Source organism: Colwellia sp. BRX8-4 (genome assembly GCF_014077345.1).
Taxonomy (GTDB): Bacteria; Pseudomonadota; Gammaproteobacteria; order Enterobacterales; family Alteromonadaceae; genus Colwellia_A.
On record NZ_JACGVS010000009.1, the window covers coordinates 152889 to 177096 of the forward strand.

Annotated in this window: 25 protein-coding genes; 1 reads left to right on the forward strand and 24 read right to left on the reverse strand. The window is 37.8% G+C overall.

Annotated features, from left to right (window positions below; translation table 11 throughout):
* Nucleotides 1–50: 50 nt before the first annotated feature.
* The 16 genes from H4J56_RS09825 to H4J56_RS09900 form a co-directional block, all read right to left on the reverse strand.
* Nucleotides 51–1427 carry a DUF1329 domain-containing protein gene (locus H4J56_RS09825; RefSeq protein ID WP_182214217.1) on the reverse strand — a complete coding sequence of 459 codons (1377 nt, stop codon included), beginning with the start codon at nt 1425–1427 and terminating at the stop codon, nt 51–53.
* Nucleotides 1428–1450: 23 nt separating this feature from the next.
* Nucleotides 1451–3499 carry a DUF1302 domain-containing protein gene (locus H4J56_RS09830; RefSeq protein ID WP_182214216.1) on the reverse strand — a complete coding sequence of 683 codons (2049 nt, stop codon included), beginning with the start codon at nt 3497–3499 and terminating at the stop codon, nt 1451–1453.
* A 323-nt stretch (nt 3500–3822) separates the two neighbouring features.
* A complete protein-coding gene (locus H4J56_RS09835) occupies nt 3823–4038 on the reverse strand; it encodes a DUF2835 family protein (protein ID WP_182170154.1) in 216 nt (71 codons plus the stop codon).
* A 7-nt stretch (nt 4039–4045) separates the two neighbouring features.
* Nucleotides 4046–6610: an aminopeptidase N gene (pepN, locus tag H4J56_RS09840; protein ID WP_182214214.1), complete on the reverse strand. Its 2565-nt coding sequence runs from the start codon at nt 6608–6610 to the stop codon at nt 4046–4048.
* A 112-nt stretch (nt 6611–6722) separates the two neighbouring features.
* Nucleotides 6723–8225, reverse strand: a complete 1503-nt coding sequence (gene nhaC, locus H4J56_RS09845; protein ID WP_182214212.1) for a Na+/H+ antiporter NhaC — start codon at nt 8223–8225, stop codon at nt 6723–6725.
* Between the two features lie 237 nt (nt 8226–8462).
* Nucleotides 8463–10499 (reverse strand): carboxy terminal-processing peptidase, encoded by a 2037-nt coding sequence (gene prc / locus H4J56_RS09850; RefSeq protein ID WP_182214210.1) that lies wholly within the window; start codon nt 10497–10499, stop codon nt 8463–8465.
* Between the two features lie 17 nt (nt 10500–10516).
* Nucleotides 10517–11320 carry an RNA chaperone ProQ gene (gene proQ / locus H4J56_RS09855; RefSeq protein ID WP_259366774.1) on the reverse strand — a complete coding sequence of 268 codons (804 nt, stop codon included), beginning with the start codon at nt 11318–11320 and terminating at the stop codon, nt 10517–10519.
* A 28-nt stretch (nt 11321–11348) separates the two neighbouring features.
* Nucleotides 11349–11639 carry a hypothetical protein gene (locus tag H4J56_RS09860; RefSeq protein WP_070376584.1) on the reverse strand — a complete coding sequence of 97 codons (291 nt, stop codon included), beginning with the start codon at nt 11637–11639 and terminating at the stop codon, nt 11349–11351.
* On the reverse strand, nt 11639–12115 hold the full coding sequence (locus H4J56_RS09865) for a GAF domain-containing protein (protein ID WP_070376583.1): 477 nt from the start codon (nt 12113–12115) through the stop codon (nt 11639–11641). Before H4J56_RS09865 ends, H4J56_RS09860 begins: the two co-directional genes overlap by 1 nt.
* Before the next feature lie 145 nt (nt 12116–12260).
* Complete coding sequence (locus H4J56_RS09870) at nt 12261–13049, reverse strand: SIMPL domain-containing protein (protein ID WP_182230375.1); 789 nt, start codon at nt 13047–13049, stop codon at nt 12261–12263.
* Between the two features lie 46 nt (nt 13050–13095).
* Nucleotides 13096–13725 (reverse strand): DUF2057 family protein, encoded by a 630-nt coding sequence (locus H4J56_RS09875; protein WP_182259256.1) that lies wholly within the window; start codon nt 13723–13725, stop codon nt 13096–13098.
* 111 nt (nt 13726–13836) lie between these two features.
* Nucleotides 13837–14733, reverse strand: a complete 897-nt coding sequence (locus H4J56_RS09880; protein ID WP_259366382.1) for an FAD:protein FMN transferase — start codon at nt 14731–14733, stop codon at nt 13837–13839.
* Between the two features lie 79 nt (nt 14734–14812).
* Entirely contained in the window at nt 14813–16138 is a 1326-nt protein-coding gene (locus H4J56_RS09885; protein ID WP_182221713.1) for a DUF3570 domain-containing protein, read from the reverse strand.
* Nucleotides 16129–16353: a DUF4266 domain-containing protein gene (locus tag H4J56_RS09890; protein WP_070376578.1), complete on the reverse strand. Its 225-nt coding sequence runs from the start codon at nt 16351–16353 to the stop codon at nt 16129–16131. Before H4J56_RS09890 ends, H4J56_RS09885 begins: the two co-directional genes overlap by 10 nt.
* Nucleotides 16354–16385: 32 nt before the next feature.
* Entirely contained in the window at nt 16386–16913 is a 528-nt protein-coding gene (locus H4J56_RS09895) for a TlpA disulfide reductase family protein (RefSeq protein ID WP_310733836.1), read from the reverse strand.
* Between the two features lie 93 nt (nt 16914–17006).
* Nucleotides 17007–17687: a glutathione S-transferase gene (locus H4J56_RS09900; RefSeq protein ID WP_182221712.1), complete on the reverse strand. Its 681-nt coding sequence runs from the start codon at nt 17685–17687 to the stop codon at nt 17007–17009.
* A 111-nt stretch (nt 17688–17798) separates the two neighbouring features.
* Between H4J56_RS09900 and H4J56_RS09905 the strand changes: the two genes are divergently transcribed.
* Nucleotides 17799–20111 carry a peptidase U32 family protein gene (locus tag H4J56_RS09905; protein ID WP_182259257.1) on the forward strand — a complete coding sequence of 771 codons (2313 nt, stop codon included), beginning with the start codon at nt 17799–17801 and terminating at the stop codon, nt 20109–20111.
* A 102-nt stretch (nt 20112–20213) separates the two neighbouring features.
* On the opposite strand, the gene H4J56_RS19685 is transcribed toward H4J56_RS09905, so the two are convergent.
* The 8 genes from H4J56_RS19685 to H4J56_RS09940 form a co-directional block, all read right to left on the reverse strand.
* Nucleotides 20214–20660: an RDD family protein gene (locus tag H4J56_RS19685; RefSeq protein ID WP_310733837.1), complete on the reverse strand. Its 447-nt coding sequence runs from the start codon at nt 20658–20660 to the stop codon at nt 20214–20216.
* A gap of 3 nt (nt 20661–20663) precedes the next feature.
* Entirely contained in the window at nt 20664–20855 is a 192-nt protein-coding gene (locus H4J56_RS19690) for a hypothetical protein (RefSeq protein ID WP_259368178.1), read from the reverse strand.
* Nucleotides 20856–20873: 18 nt separating this feature from the next.
* Nucleotides 20874–21413, reverse strand: a complete 540-nt coding sequence (locus H4J56_RS09915) for a DUF924 family protein (RefSeq protein WP_182259258.1) — start codon at nt 21411–21413, stop codon at nt 20874–20876.
* A gap of 45 nt (nt 21414–21458) precedes the next feature.
* Complete coding sequence (locus H4J56_RS09920; protein WP_182214195.1) at nt 21459–21710, reverse strand: hypothetical protein; 252 nt, start codon at nt 21708–21710, stop codon at nt 21459–21461.
* A gap of 20 nt (nt 21711–21730) precedes the next feature.
* A complete protein-coding gene (locus H4J56_RS09925; protein ID WP_182170121.1) occupies nt 21731–21988 on the reverse strand; it encodes a DUF2999 family protein in 258 nt (85 codons plus the stop codon).
* Between the two features lie 174 nt (nt 21989–22162).
* Nucleotides 22163–23077, reverse strand: coding sequence for a hypothetical protein (locus tag H4J56_RS09930; protein WP_182214193.1), 915 nt, complete (start codon nt 23075–23077; stop codon nt 22163–22165).
* Between the two features lie 242 nt (nt 23078–23319).
* On the reverse strand, nt 23320–23781 hold the full coding sequence (locus H4J56_RS09935; protein WP_182259259.1) for a nuclear transport factor 2 family protein: 462 nt from the start codon (nt 23779–23781) through the stop codon (nt 23320–23322).
* Nucleotides 23782–23961: 180 nt separating this feature from the next.
* On the reverse strand, nt 23962–24208 hold a 247-nt coding region (locus H4J56_RS09940), incomplete at its 5' end, for an EAL domain-containing protein (RefSeq protein WP_182259260.1).

Here is a 24208-nt window from a genome sequence, read left to right on the forward strand (position 1 = left end):
AGTATAACGGCTGACAGTTGTCAGCCGTTATAAATGTTTAAACCTAGCGGTTATCTGCGCCCTTCACGTCTTAATGCAGAAGAAGTAAATGATATATCATCTAACTCAGCTGAAAAGTCATACATTTTAGCTTCATTATCTAAGCCCATTGCTATGTAGCGACGAGACTGTAAATCATGGAACACTTCAAGTGTAGACCATTGTGTAGGAACTTCGTAATAATTCAAACCATGGGCAACACCAACACGATATAACTCGTCACGGTTATCGTAAATATCGGTTACCGCAATTTGCCAGCTATCTTCATCAATAAAGAAAACACGTTTTTTGTAAGTATGGCGTGTATCTGATTTTAAGTTAGCTTCGACAACCCATACACGATGTTTTTCATAACGAACATGTTCTGGGTTAATGTGGCCTGGCATTAAAATATCCGCATATTTTAATGAGTCGCTGTGTAAACGATAATCATTGTAAGGGATCAATAATTCCTGTTTCCCTTTTAATGTCCAGTTGTAACGGTTTGGTGCGCCGTTAAACATGTCGAAATCATCTGTGGTACGTAATCCATCAGACGCTGTACCTGGCGTGTCATAAGCAACATTTGGTGCACGGCGAACACGACGTTGTCCGGTGTTGTATGTCCAAGCTTGGCGTGGTGTTTGTATTTGGTTCATTGTTTCATGAACTAATAATGCGGTACCCGCTAAACGTGCTGGTTCAGTTACTTTTTGCTTAAACTTAAACAAAATATTTGTTTCTTTAAGTTTATCTGCTGAAGCACCTTTAACCCCATATGGGATCATAAGCTGATCGTCAAAACCTAAATAAGTATAATCACCAGAAGCGGTCGGAGCTGCTTGACCCCCTTCTCGTGTTAAAGATTCACCACGATAACGTAAAATGTGATTCCAAATAGCTTCTAAGCCATCTTTTGGTACCGGAAATGGGATACCAACAGCCGCGTTAACAATACCATTACCGCCTTCAACTAATTCTGTACGTCCGGCATTATCAATACTTGCTTGATAAACATGCTCAGGGTAAGAAGCTGAACGTCTTGATTGGTAAACATTCATTTTATAAGTATCAGGATATGTTTCAAATAACTTGACCTGACCCGGCGTTAACATGGCTTTATATTCACCCACGTTAGCCGCAGTGATCGTGTATTTTACTTTGTCGGTAGAAAATGGGTCTATATGGTGATCACCAACGGTATAGCCAGCAGGAACAGAAGTAATACCACCGTTCCATGCAGGAATAGAACCGTCTTTATTGGCCGCACGCACTGCGCCAATCGGTGTTAGTTCTTTACTTAACTTTGCGACCTCAGTCGATGAAACTTTAGCTAAAGTTGCTGTTGACACAATAGCCAAACTTACTGCAACTGAGGCTAATGTTAATTTTTTTAGTGAATTTTTCATAATATTGCTCATTAACTTAGCCCTTATATAGAATATTTAATGCTGAATGAAATGTAATCGCGGTCTGCTATTTGATTGGTTGTACCTACGCCATCCCAAAAACCGTTATAGTTAATGTCTGCTGACCAGCGACTTTGGTAATTAAAGTTAATACCTAAAGCGACAGACTTACGTTTTTCAACAAATAAGAATAATGGATCTGGTGTGGTACCTTTAACATCATGAGAGAAAACCACACGTGGTGAAATGTTAATACCAGCGATAACGTTATTAAAGTCTAACTTAGCAATTGCACGGTAACCCCAAGCAAATGCGTCTGGGAACGGGTTAGTTTCAACACCGTCCTGAACTGCCATTTCTAAACCTTCTTTACCGGCAATGCCACCGTTACGTGCAGTACCTGGACCATTTAATCGTAATACGTCTTGGTCAGGCATGTCTTGCAGGTTAATACCACCCACTTCAACTAATGTTGTTAACTGGCTGGCGCCAAATGAAGGACCCCAAAGATGCGTTAGCGTTGTTTGTGCTTGTAAAGTATCTGATAGAACAAAACCATCAGCATGTTCGCCGCCCTGGAATATTGGCATTTGAGAAATACCATCAAGCTCAGTGCGACCTTGATCATTCGCTAGTTGCTGTGGCATCGCCGCAAACAATAACTCAACATCATCAATTTGCAACGGTTCATCTTGGCGGTAAGTAATTTCACCGGCAACAGAAGTTGTGCCTAAAACGGTGTTAAAGCTCATTGCATAAACTTTAATGTCTTCTACGTAATCAAGTTCTACACGAGAGAAGGCTTTCAAATTTGTATAATTTTCTTCAGTAATAGCGCCTGAAAGTAACATACCAATATCATGACCAATAGCTTCATTACTAAAATCAGCAGTAACACCAGCAAATATTGGGCGACGGCTATGGTAATTCATGTGGTAAAGACTGATTTCGGTGTCGTTGAATTCAGGTAAAAACCATGATAAACGAAGACCATACTGGCCACCATCTTCAGGTTCATTTTCTGCATCAGCTTGACGAAGTGTAACCTTCGTTGGAAAAGCGCCTAAATAAGCTGCGCCGATACTTTCAGCAGGAACAGCGCCAGCAGCAATAGCACCACTAAGGGTATTTAGACCTTCAATAAGATAATCTAAGTCCATATCAGGGTTACTACCAAAGCCTAACTGAACATTATTAAACTGACCACCGTCACCAGCAAAGTCATTAGTTGAGAAGTAGCTACCCGGTGCTGGTAACACTGTTTTTTCCCAGTTGTACTGGTAGAAGGCTTCAATATTGAAATTCTCAGAAACACCAAGTGAACCCCAAATTGCACCGAAAGGAATAAAGGCTTCTTTCAATTCTGAACCAGGAGCACGAAGACGAGCGATATCAACAGGGTTTAACTCACTAATACCGTGAGAGATTAAAGTACTTTCACCCCAGCTGATCACTTGTTGGCCGACACGAACAGAAAGCGGCATGTCACCTACAACGAAATCACCATAAACGAAAGCATCAAGTAATCTTACGTCATTACATATTTGATCACTTGCTTCACCGTCACGACAAGGATCGTTTCTAACCTCTGATAAAGGATTAGTCCACGCTCGGTCGCCGTCACTCATTTCAAAATCATAGAAATACATGCCACGAACGAACAAACCAAAGTTTTCATAACGAACTTCTAGTTCGTGTGAACCTTTGATTATCTGAGAAAAGCTATCACCGGCGTTATAGTTAAGGTTAGCGTTATCACCATTGGTTGAATAACCGCCTTTTCCATTCCATACCGTTGCAGGATCAGGATTTGGATTTAATGATGGATGATAATTACTAAAATCAAAACCATTATTTAAATTGTTTGACTTACCAACATTATCATTCCAGTTGCGATCTTCTACACGCCAACTTTGACCGTAACTAAACGTTGAATCAAAAGTAACGTCGAAGTTGCCTAATGTAAAATTCTCTGCTTGTGCTTGGCTTACTGTCGCTAAACAAACAAGCGCAGCGGTTATACTGGCAGCTAAAGGTTTTTTATAAAACCGATTGCGAGGGCTATATTTCATTTATTCTCTCCCCAGAGCGTGTAGATTATATTTTATTTTTATCATCGCTACTTACTATTTGAAATAAGTGGTCTAAAACAATAATTGCATCATTTTATCAATGGTGCAAGAGGTAAAAACAATTGATAATACCCTGTGTTTTAATGACTTCTAATCAATAAAAAGCGAATCAGACACTAGCGTTTTAAACAAGCGTTTAAAACAAAAAATTCTTCATATAGATTTTAACAAGTAGTTACTTGTATTAAGTGTTACAGCGAAACAGGCCAATAGCCTTCAAACACATCAAATGGTCCGACCACTGTTTAAAGCTAATACTCTAATCATGCCATTTTTGTCACAGATAAAAATTTATTATTTTCAGTTTCTAGACAAAAAAGCCCCTTAATACCTGTAGATAATAAATATTTTCGCATATGCATTGCCGGAAATTGTACCCGCACTCCTTGAGTTGTAGTAACAACCATCTGCTGAGCTTTACCTTCATAATAAGGGAAAAACTCAGCAGTGGTCATATTTATTGAAAAGAAATATTTCATAAAAGAGTTAGCTCGCTAAGGCCGCATCAAGTTTTTCTTTTAAGTCTTTTGATAAGTTTTTAAGTGTAGTCAACTTCTCTAATTCTGCGCGCATCAATTCCTGTCTAGATAAATCAAAAGATCTAAATTGAATTAAAGGCGTAATGAGCCTTGAAGCCACCTGTGGGTTTATTTCATTCAACAAAGCGATTTGCTCTGCGAGAAACTGATAACCCTGGCCTGACTGACAGTGAAAATAACGCGGATTATTAACGCTGAAGCTACCCACTAATGAACGTGCCCGATTTGGATTCTTTAAGCTAAATAACGGGTGAGTTAATAAGTTACCCAATGAAGTAAAAATATCTTCGCTACATTGTTGAGCCGCAAGACTAAACCACTTATCCATGACTAATGCTGTACTCTGCCATTTTTTTTCAAAATGCTGTAACTGCCCTGCTAAGTCAGCTGAGTTGTTTTCAGCTGAGCAGACTAATGCTGCCAAAGTATCAGTCATGTTATCTGACGATTGATATTGTTCTACTACCTTGCTCTTTTGATGCTCAAGTAAAGAGAGGTAAGACAAACAAACATTTTTTAGTGCGCGTTGGCCAACTTCTTCACCGTCATATTTATAGGCAAAAGATTTATTGGCAGTAAAGGCTTTCTCAAAACTAGCGGTTAAGCCGGTCACTAAAAATAACTTCACTGCGGCAATAGCATTAACTACTTTGATGGGATCAACCTGTGCTATTTCTGCGACAACTTCGTCAAAACTAGGCAGTGATAATTGTTCGGCTTTAAAGGAATTATCGGTATTTGCGTCAAAAATAGCTTGATAAGTCGTTAATAAACTCTGTGGCAGAACAAAGCTACTGTCATCGACTAACGCTTTAATATAATTCAACATCAATTGCTGACCAGCGTCCCAACGACAAAACTCATCATCGGCAAAAGCCATAATGGTTGCCAGCTCTTTATCTGTTTGCTTAATCGTAAGCTTCACCGGCGCTGAAAAATCTGCCAATATCGCTAGCACAGGTTTAACAGCAAGATTGTCAAAGGTCCATGTTTGCTGCTCAGTGGTTAACTCAAGTAACTCACGTCCGATCACCTTATTGTTTTCGATAAGCTCAATAGCAACAGGGATATGTAATGCTTTACCCTCGCTACCGTCTTTTTGATTTGGATTTTTCTGGGTCAAGGTTAATTGATACTGTCCCTTTGAAAAAATCTCATTTACAGATAATGTCGGCGTACCCGACTGATAGTACCAGCCTTTAAATAAATCAAGGTCAACACCCGAGGCATCTGACATCGCATTAATAAAGTCATCACAGGTCACGGCCATACCATCGAAGCGAGCAAAATATAAGTCCATGCCTTTTCTAAACTTAACTTCTCCTAACAAGGTGTTAATCATGCGGATGACTTCAGCACCTTTTTCATAAACGGTTAAGGTGTAAAAATTATTCATCTCTAGTACTTTTTCAGGACGAATAGGATGAGCCATAGGTCCGGCATCTTCAGCGAACTGTTTTGAACGCAGCAATCTCACATTTTTAATACGGTTTACTGCAGCACTGTGCATATCAGCGCTAAACTGCTGATCGCGAAATACTGTTAAACCTTCTTTTAGACTTAACTGGAACCAATCGCGGCAAGTTACCCGATTACCCGTCCAGTTGTGAAAGTATTCATGACCGATCACAGCTTCAATATTAAAGAAATCAGTATCGGTGGCACTCTCATTATCTGCTAAAACAAATTTCGAATTAAAAACATTTAAGCCTTTATTTTCCATCGCTCCCATATTGAAGAAGTCGACGGCTACAATCATGTAGATATCGAGGTCATAAACTAAACCAAAGGTTTCTTCATCCCAAAGCATCGATTTTTTTAGTGATGCCATCGCATGGTGAGCTTTAGGTAAGTTACCTTTATCAACAAATATTTCTATTGCCACATCGCGTTTATCTTGGGTGGTAAAGGTATCAACAAGTAAGTCAAAATCACCAGCAACCAGAGCAAATAAATAACAAGGTTTTGGATGAGGGTCATGCCAACAAGTAAAATGTTTCCCTTGCGGTAAATCACCCGCTGCAGTTTTATTGCCATTTGATAACAAATAAGGGTAACGCTTTTTATCAGCAATGACTTTGGTTGAAAAGGTCGACATCACATCAGGACGATCTAGGTAATAGGTTATACGTCTAAAACCCTCGGCCTCACATTGTGTACAAAAAGCGCCGCCCGACTTAAATAAGCCTTCGAGTGAGGTGTTATTAAGTGGGTCAATTTCAGTCACTATAGTTAGTGTAAATTCATCAGCACTAATATCTAGGGTTAACTGTGTGTCACTGACCTGATAATAACTTTCAGGCAAGTCTTGATGATCAATTTGCAATGAAATAAGTTTCAATTGCTCGCCATCAAGCACTAATTGCTTAGCCTCTTTATTTTCACGTTTAATCGCCATAGTGCTGGTTACTATGGTTGCCGTGTCAGCAAGTTCAAAGGTCAGATCGACGGTGGTAATAGAAAAATTTGAAACTTGGTAATCAGATAAATAGCGCGCTGTAAAGTCAGTCATGAGCGTTTCCTTTTTGAAAATATAAAGCCTGTAAAAACAGGCTTTATATTAAGTCGATATGAAGCGTAAATAAAGGATGAATATCCTCTTTTTATCGCAATGTTCTTTGATGTTAGCTCTTTATCGCTTCGTCACTGTTTGTTGCTAACATTTTAATTTTAAAACCGGTGTAACCATAAACGATGGCAAGCACCGGGTTAATTAAATTAAAAAAGCAATAAAAAATATAATCGTATGATGTTAATGCCAACGCGCCAAACATAAAGGCACCACAAGTGTTCCATGGAATTAACGGTGAAGTAATAGTGCCTGAATCTTCTAACGTACGACTTAATAGTGTTGGATGAAAACCTCGGCGTTTAAATTCAGCTTTAAACATACGACCAGGCATAACTATCGCCATATATTGATCGGCTGTTATTAAGTTAGTGCCAATACAAGTTGCAACAGTGCTGGCGATTAAGCTTCCCGTTGATTTAGCTGTTGAGAGAATGGCTTTAACAAATTTATTTAGCATACCTAAATGCTCTAACACGGCACCAAAACTTAAGGCACACATTACCAACCAAATCGTGTTTAGCATACTCGACATACCGCCACGACTAAGCAATTCATCAATTTGTTTGTTGCCAGTGTTAACCACTACGCCATCAAAAAATGCTGTCCAAACCACGGTTATATAAGCTTTAACGCCACTAACGCCTTCTGCAGCCATGTTTAAAATAAGCTCTTGCTGAAAAACTAACGCCCAAACAGCGCCAATTAAAGCACCAATCGCCACAGCAGGAAATGCTGGTACTTTTTTAAAGGCTAAATAAAGTAAGATAAAAAGTGGGATAAGATTAAGTATAGAAATATTATAAGTTGCATCTAGTGTGGTCAGCAAGGCATCAATACTTGTGGTGTCTCCAGTTACATTTGAAGAGTGATCAAAGCCAATAATAAGAAACAGCACCAAGGCGATGCTAATAGAAGGTATGGTGGTCCATAACATATATCGAATATGTTCAAATAATTCACTGCCTGCTACTGCAGGAGCAAGGTTAGTCGTTTCAGATAACGGCGATAATTTATCACCAAAATAAGCACCTGAAATAACAGCTCCCGCCGTAACCGCAGTCGACATTTCAAAACCGTTCGCAATGCCAATAAAGGCAACACCGACCGTTGCCGCTGTAGTCCAAGAACTGCCAATACTCATTGCGACAATACCACAAACTAAACAGGCAGCGGCGTAGAACCAACTAGGGTCAATAATTTGTAAGCCATAATAAACCATCGTAGGCACAGTACCAGACAGTAGCCAAGTTCCTATTAATGAGCCAACTGCTAACAGTATTAAAATTGCCCCCAAAGAAATAGAAATACCACCGACAATTGACTTCTCAATCGACTGCCACGTATAACCATTCTTGATACCAATAACAATCGCTATACCCATAGCGAGTAATAAAGCAATTTGATTTGGACCATAAGAGGAGTTGTCAGCAAAATACCAAACGGCTGTTGTTAACATAACAACTAATGCAAAAATAGGAATTAACGCATCTAGCATGCTCGGTTCTTTGTGGGTGTTGATTACTACGGGTTGATTGTCTTTTTCTGGCTCTGTCATGTGCGATGCCGACCTTAAGTTTTTTATAGTTATAATTTTTAATGTTTATATCGTTTTTATTAACGAGTTATCTTATTTTTCATTAGGAAAAATAGTACAACGCTAATCAAATTGATATTAATCACAAACCCCTAAAAGTCAGGGTAACGCATATAGGCTAATCTATAGAAGAAATTGAGTTTAGCTTTTTTCTTACATAAAAGCCGCAATTAAGCGGCTTTTTTGGGTGGGTAATCATTATTTTTTAGCGACTTTACCCAGCGAGATTAAATCAAAAGTTATCTTAGCCGTTTCATCTAAAAATGGATCCAATTCTTCTAACTCATCAGGTAAGTCTTCAAGTGATTTCACTTTTTCTTTACCCATAACAACTAATCGTTCATTAACACGAATAAGTTGCTTCGCTTTTCGTTCTTCGCGTTTTGCTTTACGTTCATCTAACTTAAGGGAAATAGTTTTATCGTCTTTCTCTTTTTGATAAACCGCAATATCATCAAGTAAGTAGTTAAACTCACGATTGCCTTTAACACGCTCACTATGCAGTGAAGTGAGGTACGTTAAGTCAGCCGATAAGTTACCTAAAGCTTGATATTTTGCCTTAGGGATTTGATCCCAAGGTAGTGCATTTTTCTCTCGACTTTCTCCCCAGTCTTCTGGGTCAACAGCCGTTGGAAAAGAAATATCGGGTAAAACACCTCTATGCTGAGTACTACCACCATTGATACGGTAAAACTTAGCGATGGTAAATTGAATACTACCTAATGGATTATCATAAAGGTCATAAACTCGCCCTAGTCCACGATGTTGCTGAACAGTACCTTTACCAAAGGTATGTTCGCCTACGATTACCCCACGACCATAATCTTGAATCGCTGCGGCAAAAATTTCAGAAGCAGAAGCACTGTATCTGTCAACCATCACGGTTAATGAGCCATCATAAGAACTGACTCCATCATCATCACTATTAACTTGTACTCGGTTTGCACCATCACGTATCTGGACAACGGGGCCTTTATCAATAAATAAACCCGTTAATAATGTTGCTTCACGTAATGAACCACCGCCATTACCACGTAAATCAATAATAATACCAGCGACTTGTTCGGCTTTAAGTTTATCGAGTTCTTTGTTCACATCGCGCGATAAATTATTATAAAAACTAGGTATAGTGATAATGCCTAATTTTTTAGACTTTTCATCACCTTTAGTTTCAAAATACACTTCAGACTTTGCCGCTCTGTCTTCAAGGACTATTTTATCACGAACAATCGTAACAACTTTAATAACGGCATCATCTTCCGCTTCCGCTGGCAAAATTTGCAAACGAACTTTGGTGCCCTTAGGTCCTTTAATGAGATCTACAACATCATCTAAACGCCAACCGATAACATCTTCAAATTTATCATCGTCTTGCGCAACACCGACGATTCGGTCTTTAGGTTTTACTTCGTTTGATTTGTCTGCCGGTCCACCGGGAACAACGCTATTGATAACCGTATAGTCTTCTTCAGCTCTAAGTACCGCACCAATCCCTTCAAGAGACAGATTCATGTCCATTTGAAATTTTTCAGCATTTCTTGGTGATAAATAAGAGGTGTGAGGTTCAACAACGCGAGCAAAGCTATTCATGACGACTTGAAAAACATCTTCACTTTCACTTTGTTTTAATCTTTTAATCGCATAACGATAGCGTTTGCCTAAAACTTCTTGCACTTTAGGCCATTCTTTACCCGCTAAGGTTAAATTTAGGGCGTCGTACTTAACTTTTAAGCGCCATAACTCATTTAATTCTGCACTATCTTTTGGCCAATCAGCTTCTTCACGGTCGAAGTTATAAACTTCGTTTACAGTAAAGTCGAAAGGTTCTTTTTCTAAAAGGCTTAATGCATATTCATAACGCTCGGCACGTCTTTGAAGGTTTAAGTTAAATATGTCATAGGCTATATCTAACTTACCACGAGCGATTATTTGATCAAATTCAAGACGATGCTTTTGAAAGTCTTCTATATCGGTCGCTAAAAAAACATTTCGAGCATAATCAAGTTGTTTTATATAACGGTCAAATATTTTTTCAGAGAGCGCATCATCCATGTCAACTTTCGAGTAATGGGCTCGAGTAAACTGCGCAGTAACGCGTTTACTCGATGCAGCATGCTGGCTTTCAGGAGCCAATATGGGTAGCGATTCTACCTTATCAAGATTTTCGACAGCAAAGATGTTCATTGCTGATAGCGACAAAGAAACGGCAATTGCGATACGACAAATTTTTAGCATGCCCAAAACACTCCAATTTATTCAGTAAATATATTTTTAATTTGTGTCTTAACAACCATTCCTGAATTTAATTGTACACTCACATCTTTACCAGCAACTTCAGTGATAACAGCGTTCATAGGCGAGTTGCCTAATTTAACTTTAACGCTTTTACCAACAACGACTGCGCTGTCTTCAACAGGAACAAGTTTAACTTCTGCTTTAGTATGCGTCGATTTAGTTGATTTTACCGACTTAAACTTAGCTTGTTTTTCTTGCTTTGCTTCTAGGTTGTGAGCAGACGGTTTTGCTTCAGTAGGATTGTCTGACTTATTAAGCTTAGATCCTTTATAAGGCTTTTTGCTTGCTTTGTCGTGTTTGTTTTTGTTACCAAATTTGTCTTGGCTTTCTTTTAGTGTCTTACTGGCATAGTCAGCTTGCTCTTGATCTATCTCAGCAGAGTCATTGCCATCGATATCAACACGAAAGTTACCCAACTTAACCGCTTTCAAATAACGCCAGCTGCTAGTGTAATGTCTTAATGCTTGACGTAAGCGAGTTTTACTTACAGTGCCATCTTCCGCTAAATTTACAGACAAATCTTGAAAGATGCCGATTTTAAGCGCTTTAGCTGGACCATCAACCGAGAAACACTTTGGAAATTTATCCGCTAAATAAGCAATAATTTCTTTTGTGCTTAACCGTTTAACTTCAGTTTCTTGCTCTGCTGCTACTGGTGTTTGTTGTGCAACGTCAGTATCAACTGCAACGTCAGTAGTTACTTCAGTTTCAGTATTACTCATTTCTGTTTTGCTCACTTCGTTTACTATTTTAGTGTCCATAAATACAACTTTTTAAAAATTCTTAAATCTAAGAGGTTAAATCTTGAAGGTACTGTTCACGGTTATCCAACAAATGTTGGCACCAGTCATAAATATCTTCACTATCTATGTCAGGTAGTGATTCTTGGCAAATCCAAGTGTCCCAAACCAAAGATAATAATTGCGCTAATATCTCTGGTTCAATATCTTCTTCGGCTAAATCATAAATCAGATGATAAATTTCATTTATTCGTTCGGCAACGAATTCTTCTTGGCCATCCCAGTCACCGACAATACTTTCGCTAACGAGATAATCATGAATAACGATAATTTCTTTCATTAGTTTAACACGCCATGCTTGATGATCATATTTTCAAATAAATTAATTATTGCTTCCAAACCTTGTTGATCAATTTCATCAAAATGATCATAGGCTGTGCTATCTATATCAAGGACAGCAATAATATTGTCACCGACTTTTACCGGAATAACAATTTCTGAATTACTACTTGCATCGCAAGCAATGTGACCATCAAAAGAATGAACATCGGCAATACGCTGTGTGGTGCTTTGGCTAACTGCTGTGCCACAGACCCCTGTGCCAACAGGAATACGAATACAAGCCACTTTACCCTGAAAAGGCCCTAAAACTAGTTCATTATCAATTAAACGATAAAATCCAACCCAGTTTACTTGTGACAAGTGCTCAAAAAGTAAGGCGCTGATATTTGCCATGTTAGCAATAATATCAGGTTCATCGCTGATTAAGGCATCAACTTGTTGGTAAAGTTCTTGATATAAATCATTTTTATTCATAAATACCGGTATTCTTATGTTTATCAAAGATAAGTGATGGTCAAAAAACGCATAACATAACCCGATAACCCGCGAAGTTAAAGCAATTATTACAGATTTTATGCACTTTTAACTTATATTGCTGCAAATTAGCTTAACTGCCGCTTTATTTCTCGGTTTTTATAGCAAAAGTAACATTCACTTGAGCAACAACATTACTTTCTGCTACTTGTGAATTAAAACCGCCGTTACTTCTACCTGCCACACCATAAGTGTTTGGTGTGTGATAAGCAGACTCAGTCAAATTTGAAATCTTACCTAAGGTAACGCCCATTTGCTTGGCAATAGTGATGGCTTTTTGGTGCGCATTTTTTAAGGCATTGATCAGCGCTTGTTGATACAAAGCTTCATCGTTTATTATTGAAGTTTGCAAAGCAGAAATGCGATTAACACCGATTTTTACAACATTATCGAGTAATTGGTCATAGCGCGAAAAATCGCTAAAAGTCACTTTTATGGTACGAGAGACTTCAAAGTAAACTTTTTCTTGCTGAGCCGCTGAGTTATCTGCTAATTGATGACTATTAATAACCGCTTTCGTGTTGCTTTTTTCGAACTCTCCTTGATTAGGCAACTTCTGATGAACGATTATCGCTGGCACATCAGCCGGTATTTCATAGCGGGGAATTAATTCTAATCGAGCGGATTCAATAGCAGACTCAGCAATGCCAATTGATAAATACATCTGGGTCACTAACTGGCTTTTGTGGTCAACCAAGGCTTTAGCTTTGCTGGCAACATTGCCGCGTTGGCTAACCGTCACCGTAAAAGTAAACTTGTCAGGCGTTGCACTAACCGACCCTTTACCAATGACTTCAATACCCTGAGTCGTGTATTGCTCTGCTGTGATAGATAATGAAAATAAACTGATCATAATAACGAGTAGGTATTTCATCTTATCCCCAATAGTGAGTTGTTTGTAAAAAGGTACATTAACTATTTTACTTCTGTTGAATAGATTCAACAAATCGTTTTTGTTGTTCTTTATTTGCTTTATGCCACCAAAACTTTAATTTATTTAAAGCATCGTCTGATTTTTTAATATCGCTACTTTGTTTATTATTTTCAGGCGTTTTAGCCAGCTGTTTTTGATGTTCAGCTATTTTTTTAAAGGCTAAGCCCGCTTCAAATTCAGTTAAACTTTGATTATGCACAAATATAGCGTCTTGTTGAACTGAGTTTTCATTAAAAGACTTTATTTCAATGGTCGGGGATTGGGCAAATTCACGTGCGTTAAAGCTGTCAGATATAACGGGGGTGACCATAATGTACTTCTGGTGGACGGTTTCTTTTAAAGTAAATAAAATAACTTGGGGAGCAGACTTTATCGTTACGTGGTCGTCGTCATCATAATTTTCAAAAAGATCGCTATATTGCACGATTAAAATATTTTCACCGCGCTTTATATCAACGACAGTATTTCGGCTAAAAAAATCACTACTTGCCTTTTCACCATTAACTTTTATCAATTTATAAACATCAGGCACCACCAATTGTGCAGCAACAGCATCGTTAACATTTATAAAACAAAAAAATAAACAAGCTAATAAATTAAAAGACCAAGGTGTCATCAGTAAAACCTACACAAAAAGAATTAACGAAAGCTTAGCTTATCGTTAATTCGTACTATTTGCGATTTAACTTATGATAAATTCTGTTATTAATAAGCGTATTTGAAGTAACTAACGAATAGCCCAGTGCTTGATGTCTTGTTCGGTTAAAAACTGTTCTGCATTTTCGCCCTGCATTTGAGCTAACGTCGCCAATATACCCGCTTGAATGCATTGTGGTGCTGAAACAGTCATTGACCGCGGTGCATGCTCAATTGGCCAACCCGTTTTAGCATTTAGAATATGGCTGTAACGTTGACCGTTTTTCTCTAAAAAGCGCTTTGCATCGCCACTCGTTGCCAGTGCACCTTTAAATAATGAGACGACTATGGTTTTTTTGTCGACAAAACCAGGGTGCTCTACTCCAACTTGCCACGGTTGACCATTTTTTCTTGATGAATTTGTCGCTAAATCGCCACCTAAATTCACCAATACGGGTTGTTGTGTTAATAAATTTATTAAGACTATGGCGCGATCAACTGCATACTCTTTACCAATACCACCGAAATCAATTTCCATATTTATCGGTAAAGTCACTTGGCGATTATCGTATTTTATTTTATGCCAACCCACATTCTCCATGGCCTTTTTAACCGCCAGCGAAGTAGGAATATTGTCAGAGCAATCAAAACACCAGACTTTTCTTAGCACGCCTGAGGTTATATCAAATATCCCATCGCTAAGTTGATAACAAGTATCGGCAAAGTTTAATAAAGCAAAAGTCTCATCGTCAATAGCGATGGGCTTACCCTGACTTTGATTTATCTGGCTACAAAGGCTATCGGAGTTGTAACGGCTATACTTGTCTTCAATGCGCCAAACTTCTGTACTGACTTGTTCACCAAGCTGTTTGGCAAGCGCGGGGTCCGAGGTTTCAATAATCACCTCACACAGACTGGCCATAGCATCAAATTGAATACAGAATCCGTCTGAGCGTTTGGCCAGTTTTATTTCTCTAAGTTTATTCAATTGTCACCTTGATAAAAAGATAAAGCCCCTATTTATGTAATTAAATAAGGGCTTGTATTATTTAGATTATTACTACACTTTAGAACGAATAGCTAACCTGCGCAATTATTGCATCAATGCTTTCATATATATCTATGTTAGCTAAAGCACTAGGCACTTTATGTCCGGCACTTTTTGGGTCTTGGCGATAATATTCAAGTCTAAAAGACAAATCATTACCATCTGCTAACTTCATACCATATTTTAAACCAACCGTATAAGCGGTCATTTCACCAATACGGTAATCGGCACTGGCAAACTCAGGTGTTGCATCATCTTCCATTAAGAAAGGTTGATAAAATTGGGCTGCGCCTTGTTGATAAAAACGTAAATGAGGCTCTAAATAGCTACCGTTACCTAACGGAATATAAAAGCGAGTATCTACCGTATGAGACTTTATATCCCAGTCATCCCACATATACCGATATGACACATCTAAAATAGTTTCATCAAAATGATATTTTGTTTGTGCAAAAACACTTTGTTTGGTCCGTTCATTTGGGCGATTCTCATATAAATAGTCTTGTGCAAGACCTTCGTTATTTAACAAACTTAAGACTTTAAAGGGGTCCGTCAAATAGCCATCAACAACCGAATAGGAATAATTAAACTGTGTGACCATACGTCTATTAATGACTTGGGTAAAACCTACCATAATATCCGAGGTGGTTTTATCATCATCTCTGCCCATTCGAGTAGCATCATGAGCACTTTCGTCTTCGCTGTCATTATAAGCTGACGCCATAGAAGCAAAAGGTTTAGGTAAGCCCCCTTCTGGTGTAAAGGTGTCTTGAAAATGACTTAAACCAAAAGAAATAGTCGAGTTCTTCTTATTAAAGTCATAAGCAATATTGCCATTTACCCCTAAAGACAAGTAATCATATTCTTTTGATAGATGCCCACCGACACTGCCTGTAAAATTAGGTGCTAGTGCTTGCGTCCACTGAGCATTCAGCTGTACACGCGTATCATGAAAAGTGTCATCAAGGGGTGTTTCACCTGCTTTAACTTGATAATCTCCTTTACCAGAGGGTCTTGTAAACGTTTGAACATCGGGCTGAGCAACGGCGCCATTGGCTGAAGCCCCCGTTAATGCATCAACCGTTAACTTCAAATTTAAAATACTATCGTCGCTGTAAGTTTTTTTAGCATTAAAAACAGCTTCTGCTGCTGAAACACGATCAGCCTCACTGTAATATAAAAACGCGGAGTCAAAAGACCAAGTATCTTTATCTGCTGCTACTGATGTTGGGGCAGCACTAACTTGAACACTGCCTAACAAAGCGGTAGTTGCTAAAGTTAACGCAGCCTTGAGGTTCTTTTTATTGATGGTTTTTTTCGATTTACTCTCGTTAATTAATTGCATCCACAACCTCCGCCACCGAAGCTTTTACCGCCGCTTGACGCTTCTTTGCTGAAATAAATATGATCATCAAGTGCCGAATCAATTGGCGAAGATGTTAAGGCCATTTGCTCTTTTGCTAACAGATCACGTTCCCAAGGTTCGACACCTAAACTTGAGCAACCTGATGCCAAAGTTACCGCAGCAAAAACCAGTGAATATTTAAATTTATTGTTCATTGAAAACCTCATTATTCTCTTTATATTATTCGTTAGAGAGCAAGTAACTGTTGAATTTCTTGTTCGTATTGTGAAACTTTGTTGGTAAAAAAACCACTATGTGCGTATTTAATCTCACCTAACTTGTTGATGATCAAACTACTGGGCATCCCCTGAATTTTAAAAAAGCGCGCGAGCTCACCGTTAGGATCATAAATTACCGAAAAGTTTGCTGGGTTCTCTCGTAAAAATTCAGTGGCTAATCTTTGTTCCGTATCGAGGTTAATACTAATAACAGTAAAGCCTTGTGCTTGATGCTCATTCTGCATTTTATTCATCCACGGGAATGATTTACGACAAGGACCGCACCAAGATGACCAAAAATCTACATAAATAACATCACCATGGTGTTGAGCTATTAGGGTATCTAATTGCATTTTAGCTGAACTTTCAGATAGATTATTCGCTTGGGCATGACTCAGTAATGCTAAAGACGTTAGCATCAAAAAGAAAAAAAATTGCAATCTTTTAATAGCCACTCTTGCTGTTAGATAAGGATGTTGTGCGTTAAGTATGTTCACTGAAATACCATCAAGAAATATAATTGACGCTATCTTAGTTAAGTTTTCTTAAGGAAAGCTTAAGAAAAATTAAACAAACTTAATAATGACTTTTTAACGGTCGTCGCCAAAAGTTATCACCGCTTTATTTTCCAACCACAAGGGGTATTGGGTCATCACTTTACTGAACATCCGGCTTTGTAAATAGTTATTTAGCCATGCCCTAAGTTTCGGATACGGTGAATGTAAATACCATTGCCGCTCGACTTTTGAAAACTTACGAATAAAAGGCAATAAAGCGATATCGGCCAAACTGTTTTTGTCTGACATAAGAAATTCAGTGAGTTGTAGACGTTGCTCTAAATCGGCTATGTATTTTTCACACGCAGCTCTGTCACTGGCCAGTGAAGTTTCATGATAACGTTTTGCACACTGATATTTATCAAAACATTGTTTAAATTCATCATCAAATGTTGAAATTAACGATAACATTTCCGGTAATAAATCAGGTGTATCACTATGCAGAAGATTATCGGGATCGCTTTTATCTAATGCCCACAGCATAACCTCCAGACTTTCTTCAATAACCCGTGGCTCTCCCGTATCAAGTTCGGTGACTAAAACTGGGACCGTGCCTTTTGGTGATACCGCAATCATTTCATCGGGTTTATCGGTTAATACCAGGTCACGTAATGCAACTGTCTGTTTTGCATAATATATTGCGATTCTTGCGCGCATTGCATAAGGACAGTTTCTTAAGGAATAGAGTACAGGTAACGACGAGTTTGGCTTCATGGGCGTTTATTTATAGAAAATATAAAATAATAAGTTACTTTAACGGTATTCATTAAGGAAATATATCGGTAAAATCGCCACCTTTAAATTTAAGTGAAAATAAGTGACCCCATGGATCAAAAAATAGAGTTATTAGCACCCGGCGGTGATGTCGAAGCAATTAAAGCAGCGATTATTGCTGGAGCCGATGCCGTTTACTGTGGCCTAGATACTTTTAACGCCCGTAATCGTGCGACTAATATCTCCTTTGATCAACTTGTTGGCGTTATTCGTTTAGCTCATCAGTATCAATGTGAAATATTTTTAACCTTGAATGTGGTGATCTTAGAGCGTGAATTTGCTTCACTGGCTAAATTATTAACTAAACTTGCCAACACCACACTTGATGGTGTTATCGTGCAAGATATTGGCATGTTCTATCTGCTTACCCAGCATTTTCCAACCTTAGATATTCACGCATCAACGCAATTAACCACCCATAACGTTGGTCAAATACCTTTTTTGAAAAAACTCGGTGCATCACGAGTGAATTTATCAAGAGAGCTAGATTTACGTGAAATTACCGCAATGGCAGCAGCAGGCAAAGCACACGATACCTTAACAGAAGTTTTTGTGCATGGTTCACTCTGTGTGGCTTTCTCTGGTCTTTGTTATTCAACCTCAGCAAGTGTTGGCAATTCAGGAAATCGTGGTCGTTGTAGCCAAGCTTGTCGTGAAGAATATGAACCAACAGCAACCGGTAATAAATTCCCGTTAAATATAAAAGATAACTCGGCCTTTTTTGATTTACCTGCGCTTATCGAAGCGGGTGTGCATTCCTTTAAAATTGAAGGACGTATAAAAGGTGCAAGCTACGTTCATACTGTTGTTGATAGCTTTCGCAAACAAATTGATGGTTTCCTTAAAACGGGTGAATTACTCGAAGATGGTGAACGCCTTTATAAAGTTTTTAACCGCGACTTCTCCAACGCCTTTTTACGTGGTGATTTAAATCAGTCAATGTTTATTGAAAACCCACGGGATAATTCCAAATACCATGCTGTTGATAAAAGCAATGCGATATCAGTTGTACAAATTCAAGAAGTTGAACAAAAACTTAATGATGAAAAACAGCTAATCAATGCCTCTGTTGACGATAAAATAAAACATTTAACCATTGGCAAGATACCGCTAACACTGGCTATTTCAGGTACATTAGATCAACCACTTACCTTGACCGTAACCACAAAAGAACTTTCTCAACAGCAAGCTTTTGTTGATGCTAAAGACAGCGAGAAAGGGCTTGAGGTTAAAAATTACGCGCTTAAGTCACAAAGCAACTTAGTAAAAAGTGGCAAACTGAGTATTGACAGAGAAACCCTTGAAAAGCGTTTTAAAAGCTTTAACAATGCCCATTTCGATTTGATTGAAATAATAACTGATGACTTAGAATATGGCTTAAGCATTCCTTTTAAAGAGTTAACGGTATTAAAAAATGAAGCCGCCTTTTTGTTGAATAACTCTAAAGCTGTATTACCTGAGGTTCAATTACCTAAGTTAGTCAATCATCCTAAACATACCCCGACTGGTGATGCAAAAGCCGAGCTATCAATTCTTATTTGTGATGAAAGTGATGTTGAATTAGCAAAATTAACTTCGGCAGATATTTACTTTAAATTACCCGATGCATATAAACGCGGTTGTACTAAGTATGTCGGTTTTCTTAAAGAAAACCCTCGCTTGATCCCTTGGTTTCCTTCAGTATTAATTGGCAAAGATTACGACGTCGCGGTCAATATTTTACAACAAGTAAAACCACAACTGATTGTAACCAATAACACGGGTATCGCTTATGAAGCGAACCGTTTGGGGATTCAGTGGATAGCAGGGCCTTTCTTAAATACGACTAACTCTTACGCTTTACTTGCAATGCAAGAAGGTTTTGATTGTAAAGGTGCATTTATTTCTAACGAAATAAACCGTCAACAAATTAGAAATATTGCTCGTCCGGAAAACTTCAAACTTTTCTACAGTATTTACCACCCTATTTTATTGATGGCCAGCCGACAATGTTTCTTCCAACAAAGTGTTGGCTGTGAAAAACCACGCATTGATAACGGCTGTATGCTGTCGTGTGATAAATCTACCAGTATCACTAACTTGAAAGGTGTTTCGTTTGCTATCGATAAACAAAAAGCCGGCTATCCAAGTATTTATAATCAAGACCAGTTTTTAAATACTGAAATTATTGAAGACCTAAGTGATTTATTTGATGGCTTTATGATTGATCTGACTAACATTGGCTCAGGTGATAAAGAAACACCAGACAAAGCGTTATTGATTAGTCAATTTGAAGCATTACTTAACGGTAATATTAACGTACCTGAGACACTTAATATCATGGTACCTGAATCAACAAACAGCCAATATCATAACGGCTTATAAGATAATCGCGAGCAAATAATACCAAAACGATGCTTATAAAATAACTGCATGTTTATCAACAGACTAAGTCAGTAAACATGCAGGTTTTATCATTAAATAAGTTTAGTTGTTGGTATAGCAGACTTTTGTTTTTGCGACATAATCATGCAGACAACGCTTTTCTTTCCCAAAGATAAAGAGTGGATTAACCAGGCCTGAAATAATTTGACCGCCAAAAGGAACAAGAGAAAGTAGTTGCATCGGTATCATCCGCTTAACGTAAATTGTCGTTAAACTTGCCTTACTGTCATCTAAATTTTCAATTCGAATAGACATGAAATTCTTGCCTATGGTTTGTCCATAATGGTAAAGCAGGTAACCATGTAAGACAAGGCCAGCAATAAGTCCATAAGCGAGTAACATCACTGTTAAAGAAAAAGTGGGTTCCGCTAATTTATCAAAACCGACAGTGATAAAAATAGGTACAGCAGCAAATATACCAATAAGACCATCAATTAATGCCGCATAAAAACGGTCTAAACGTGTTGCTTTTTCACCCACTCTTTTCACATTTTATTCTATCGCCGGTTCAGCGACAGTTTGCTCGACTGTTACAGCTACAGGTGCGGGTTCAACAACTGTTTTCTCAACTATTAACTTATTAATTTCTGCAGCTCGTTCTGGGTATTGCTCACTGTCGATTTGTTCTGCTGCTGAGTATAATTCTTCTAAGGTATATGACGTAAAATCGATTATTGGATCCATGTAGACTATGCTTCCTTTTTAAAAAGATGAATTGGCTTGTGTTAAGAACTCACGTTCTTCTTGACTAGACTTCCTGTTAAGGATTTTATTGCGATGCGGATAACGGCCAAATTTTTCAATGATTATTTTATGTTTATTTTCAAAATCGATACTTGAAGCAACGCCATTATCGACAAAGAGCTTAACAGCGATATCATGTATCATTAATGACTCACTATGCATAAACGGCATATACAAAAAATTTCTTTCTAGATGATTTAACTCTTGATCAGCGCCAACGACTATCGCTTCTTGAGCAAGCGCTAAAGCTAAAGGGTCACAGGCAAAAGCACCTGGCGTATCACGATACATATTTCTAGAGAACTGATCTAGAATAATAATTTCAGCAAGTCGCCCTTGAGCTGTAAGTCGCCATTTGAATAACTCACCACTATTTGCCGCCAAATGCACAGCCGAAAACTTGCTAATAATACATTCATCAAACGCGAGGTCTTTTAGCCACCACTGTAATTGATCGATTTCTTTAAACCAAAAATTTAAAACGTCATCTGCATTCATTAACCCAACCTCCATCGCTGTAATCAATCTATCGGCTAAGCACTTTTATTTATACGTCACTTTGCCACCAATCATTTTAAAGGCTGGCATACCCCGAATTAACGTCTCCCGAGCAAAGACACTGGCACAGCTTGGGCACACACAGGGTGTCATGGTAAAATCTTTAACTATCCGAGCTTTAAAACATTTAACTAATGCCCCTTTACCGCCTTTTTTGTATTTATACAGAGGTGCTCGACACTTACTGCAATAAATATCAACAGACTTTTCAGGGGCTTTTTTATTGGGCTTAGCCATCAATAACAGTTACTAAACTATTATTTATTTTCTTTAAGTTTAGCTTTAGCCGCTTCAACTTTAGCAAAATCTAAACCTAGCTCTTCTACCGCTTCTTTAATGAGTTCTGGGCTAGACATGACCATCATCATAATTGATTGCAACTTCTCCGGTGGTAAACCCAATGACTGAATATTCATCATCGCCATCATTGGGTTTTCGGTGAGTACTTGAAAAAGTTCTTTAATTTTTTCTTCACTTACATTTAATTCTTTTAGTGCCTGAATAATAGGATTCATTACCTTTCCTTAAAACATAAAACATAAAACTTAGCTAAACAGCATTGTCGCTATTTCAACTGACATTTACCAATCTAATTTTCTCATTCATTGGCACTATTTTCAGTAAATGTTATTTACCTAGTGACTAGATGATTAAAAAATAGCAAGAATTGATAACAATATTTAAATGGCTCACTCTTGGAGTGAGTGAACGGGAATTTTTCTTTGTTTATCAAGTTTAATTAAGTAAGCATTTCTGCCAATACCCATAAATTCTTCGTCCGTATAAACAACGGTATTATCATCAAAAAAAGTCACTGACTCTTTTTGGGTAATAGTCCCTAGATTAATTTCATAAGCATCGCCTGAAAAAAAGTCATCCCCTTGCCAATTTTCAAATAGCCACAACCTTTGTGAGTCTAATAACACCAGTTTCTTTTTATTGGGGCTTAACGCCGCAGAAGTTATCCAACAGAGTTTTTCATGATGCGTGCAAGTCGTGAAAGAGCTGAGCTTTGTCGCCTGATGATTAGCCGCATAAGCCCCTATTCGGTACAAATTAGTTTCGCCGTCAAATGGCACGGATCTGTTCTTTGTAAACAAGTACAATTTCTTTTTGTAAAAAACAAAAGCTTCTAAATCATATTTTTTCTGATGTTCTTTTGGCGGATAACTATTTTGCTCTGGATACATAAATTTAATTATCTCAGCGCTAGTACTATCGCCCTTAATATCAATGGGATTTTCTATTTTATAGATGGTTAGCCATTTTCGCTTATTGTCGTTATTGCCAAAATCACCTAAAAAGAAATGGCCAAAATCGTCTTGGGTCATATCTTCCCAATCAATATTTTTAGCATTAGTGATCAACACCGTTTTACTTATTTTACCATCGGCTTCAACCCGGTATAAATTTGGCTTATCACCACCATCATTTATTGCCCAAAGTTTACCTTTTTTATCAAATTCAATACCCGAAACTTCCGTGAGCCTCTCATCCATTGAAACCAGTTTATTGTTATAATGATGTTTAATTGATGAACCCAGCGCAATAAAAATAAACAATGATAAAAATGTAGTTAACCAACGTAGGTTTTTCTTGAGCATAGGGTTTTTAATTTTCCGAAAATACTAATCAAGGAATTAAAATAAAGACTTATTTTAATTCAATAGAAAATGGATAAAGTTTAAGGAGATCACTTTGAATGTTCAAGATCAGCTGCCAGTCGAATTTTTCGACGCTATTATAAACTGTTTTAGCGCTTTTAGGAAAAGACAGTTTGTCGCGACTGCAGGTCATTATTTTTCAATTTCAATACTTAGTCACATCTGAATCTGTTGTTCGCAGGTTAATCAACATATTCAGACAATAAAATATCTTTAGGAATACTCTCAGCTTTTATTCGCGTTGAATGCAGCATTTGCATTTTCCATTGCCCCGCCACTTTCACCATGACGGCACTTTCTAACCAAGCTACAGTACTTTCTTCCTTGCCATTATTGAAAGTTGCTTTATTCCAATAACTCACCCATGCAACATCACTATAAACCCTTGTTTTAATGACACTAAAATAGTTTCTTCTTTTATACTCTGAGGGTTTAACAACGTTAATCAGGTCGGTTAAGCTCCAATCTTCGCCGGCTTCTAACAACTGAAAATCGTCAGTGACCACGGCTTTCATTTTAATATGGTCTGCTGCTGACATCGCAGAAAATAGTGTTTCAACCGGTCTAAAAACGGCTTCATTGGCCAATGAATTAACGCTTACTGATAAAGTAAGAATAAGAATAAGTAAATTTTTATTGTTCATGGTTTTCCCTAGTAATCAGTTATTTTATAATTATGCCTAGCTAAATTGATAGACACTTTGTTAATAAACTTTATAGCAAAAACCTAAACTCTGATTATCTTTGAGTGATAGTTTTTAATAAAAATTAACCGTTACGTACCAAGATAAGTTTTTATTACCATTACTTTGCACGTTCGATTGCTAAATATTGTCGTTGAGATACGCAATAAAGGCGTGCTCTTCGAGTGGGCGACTAAAAAAATATCCTTGAATATAATCGCATTGATGCTTAGTTAGTAATTGGCACTGAGCAAGATCTTCAACCCCTTCGGCAACCACTTTTAAACCTAAACTTTTTGCCATCGACAAGATAGCGCAAGCCAAAGCTTCATCTTCATCTTCATCTTCTTCTACAACTTCATCGTCATCTTCATCTTCATCTTCAGCA

Coding starts and splice junctions, on each gene's coding strand:
- H4J56_RS09925 (WP_182170121.1), bottom strand. CDS start 21,988: ATGAATCCTATTATTCAGGCACTAAAAGAATTAAATGTAAGTGAAGAA.
- H4J56_RS09885 (WP_182221713.1), bottom strand. CDS start 16,138: ATGCAATTAATTAACGAGAGTAAATCGAAAAAAACCATCAATAAAAAG.
- H4J56_RS09900 (WP_182221712.1), bottom strand. CDS start 17,687: ATGAAGCCAAACTCGTCGTTACCTGTACTCTATTCCTTAAGAAACTGT.
- pepN (WP_182214214.1), bottom strand. CDS start 6,610: ATGACTGACTTTACAGCGCGCTATTTATCTGATTACCAAGTTTCAAAT.
- H4J56_RS09865 (WP_070376583.1), bottom strand. CDS start 12,115: ATGAATAAAAATGATTTATATCAAGAACTTTACCAACAAGTTGATGCC.
- H4J56_RS09860 (WP_070376584.1), bottom strand. CDS start 11,639: ATGAAAGAAATTATCGTTATTCATGATTATCTCGTTAGCGAAAGTATT.
- H4J56_RS09930 (WP_182214193.1), bottom strand. CDS start 23,077: ATGCTCAAGAAAAACCTACGTTGGTTAACTACATTTTTATCATTGTTT.
- nhaC (WP_182214212.1), bottom strand. CDS start 8,225: ATGACAGAGCCAGAAAAAGACAATCAACCCGTAGTAATCAACACCCAC.
- H4J56_RS09915 (WP_182259258.1), bottom strand. CDS start 21,413: ATGAATGCAGATGACGTTTTAAATTTTTGGTTTAAAGAAATCGATCAA.
- proQ (WP_259366774.1), bottom strand. CDS start 11,320: ATGGACACTAAAATAGTAAACGAAGTGAGCAAAACAGAAATGAGTAAT.
- H4J56_RS09825 (WP_182214217.1), bottom strand. CDS start 1,427: ATGAAAAATTCACTAAAAAAATTAACATTAGCCTCAGTTGCAGTAAGT.
- H4J56_RS19690 (WP_259368178.1), bottom strand. CDS start 20,855: ATGGATCCAATAATCGATTTTACGTCATATACCTTAGAAGAATTATAC.
- H4J56_RS09830 (WP_182214216.1), bottom strand. CDS start 3,499: ATGAAATATAGCCCTCGCAATCGGTTTTATAAAAAACCTTTAGCTGCC.
- H4J56_RS09835 (WP_182170154.1), bottom strand. CDS start 4,038: ATGAAATATTTCTTTTCAATAAATATGACCACTGCTGAGTTTTTCCCT.
- H4J56_RS09905 (WP_182259257.1), top strand. CDS start 17,799: ATGGATCAAAAAATAGAGTTATTAGCACCCGGCGGTGATGTCGAAGCA.
- prc (WP_182214210.1), bottom strand. CDS start 10,499: ATGCTAAAAATTTGTCGTATCGCAATTGCCGTTTCTTTGTCGCTATCA.
- H4J56_RS09920 (WP_182214195.1), bottom strand. CDS start 21,710: ATGGCTAAGCCCAATAAAAAAGCCCCTGAAAAGTCTGTTGATATTTAT.
- H4J56_RS09890 (WP_070376578.1), bottom strand. CDS start 16,353: ATGAACAATAAATTTAAATATTCACTGGTTTTTGCTGCGGTAACTTTG.
- H4J56_RS09935 (WP_182259259.1), bottom strand. CDS start 23,781: ATGAACAATAAAAATTTACTTATTCTTATTCTTACTTTATCAGTAAGC.
- H4J56_RS09870 (WP_182230375.1), bottom strand. CDS start 13,049: ATGAAATACCTACTCGTTATTATGATCAGTTTATTTTCATTATCTATC.
- H4J56_RS09875 (WP_182259256.1), bottom strand. CDS start 13,725: ATGACACCTTGGTCTTTTAATTTATTAGCTTGTTTATTTTTTTGTTTT.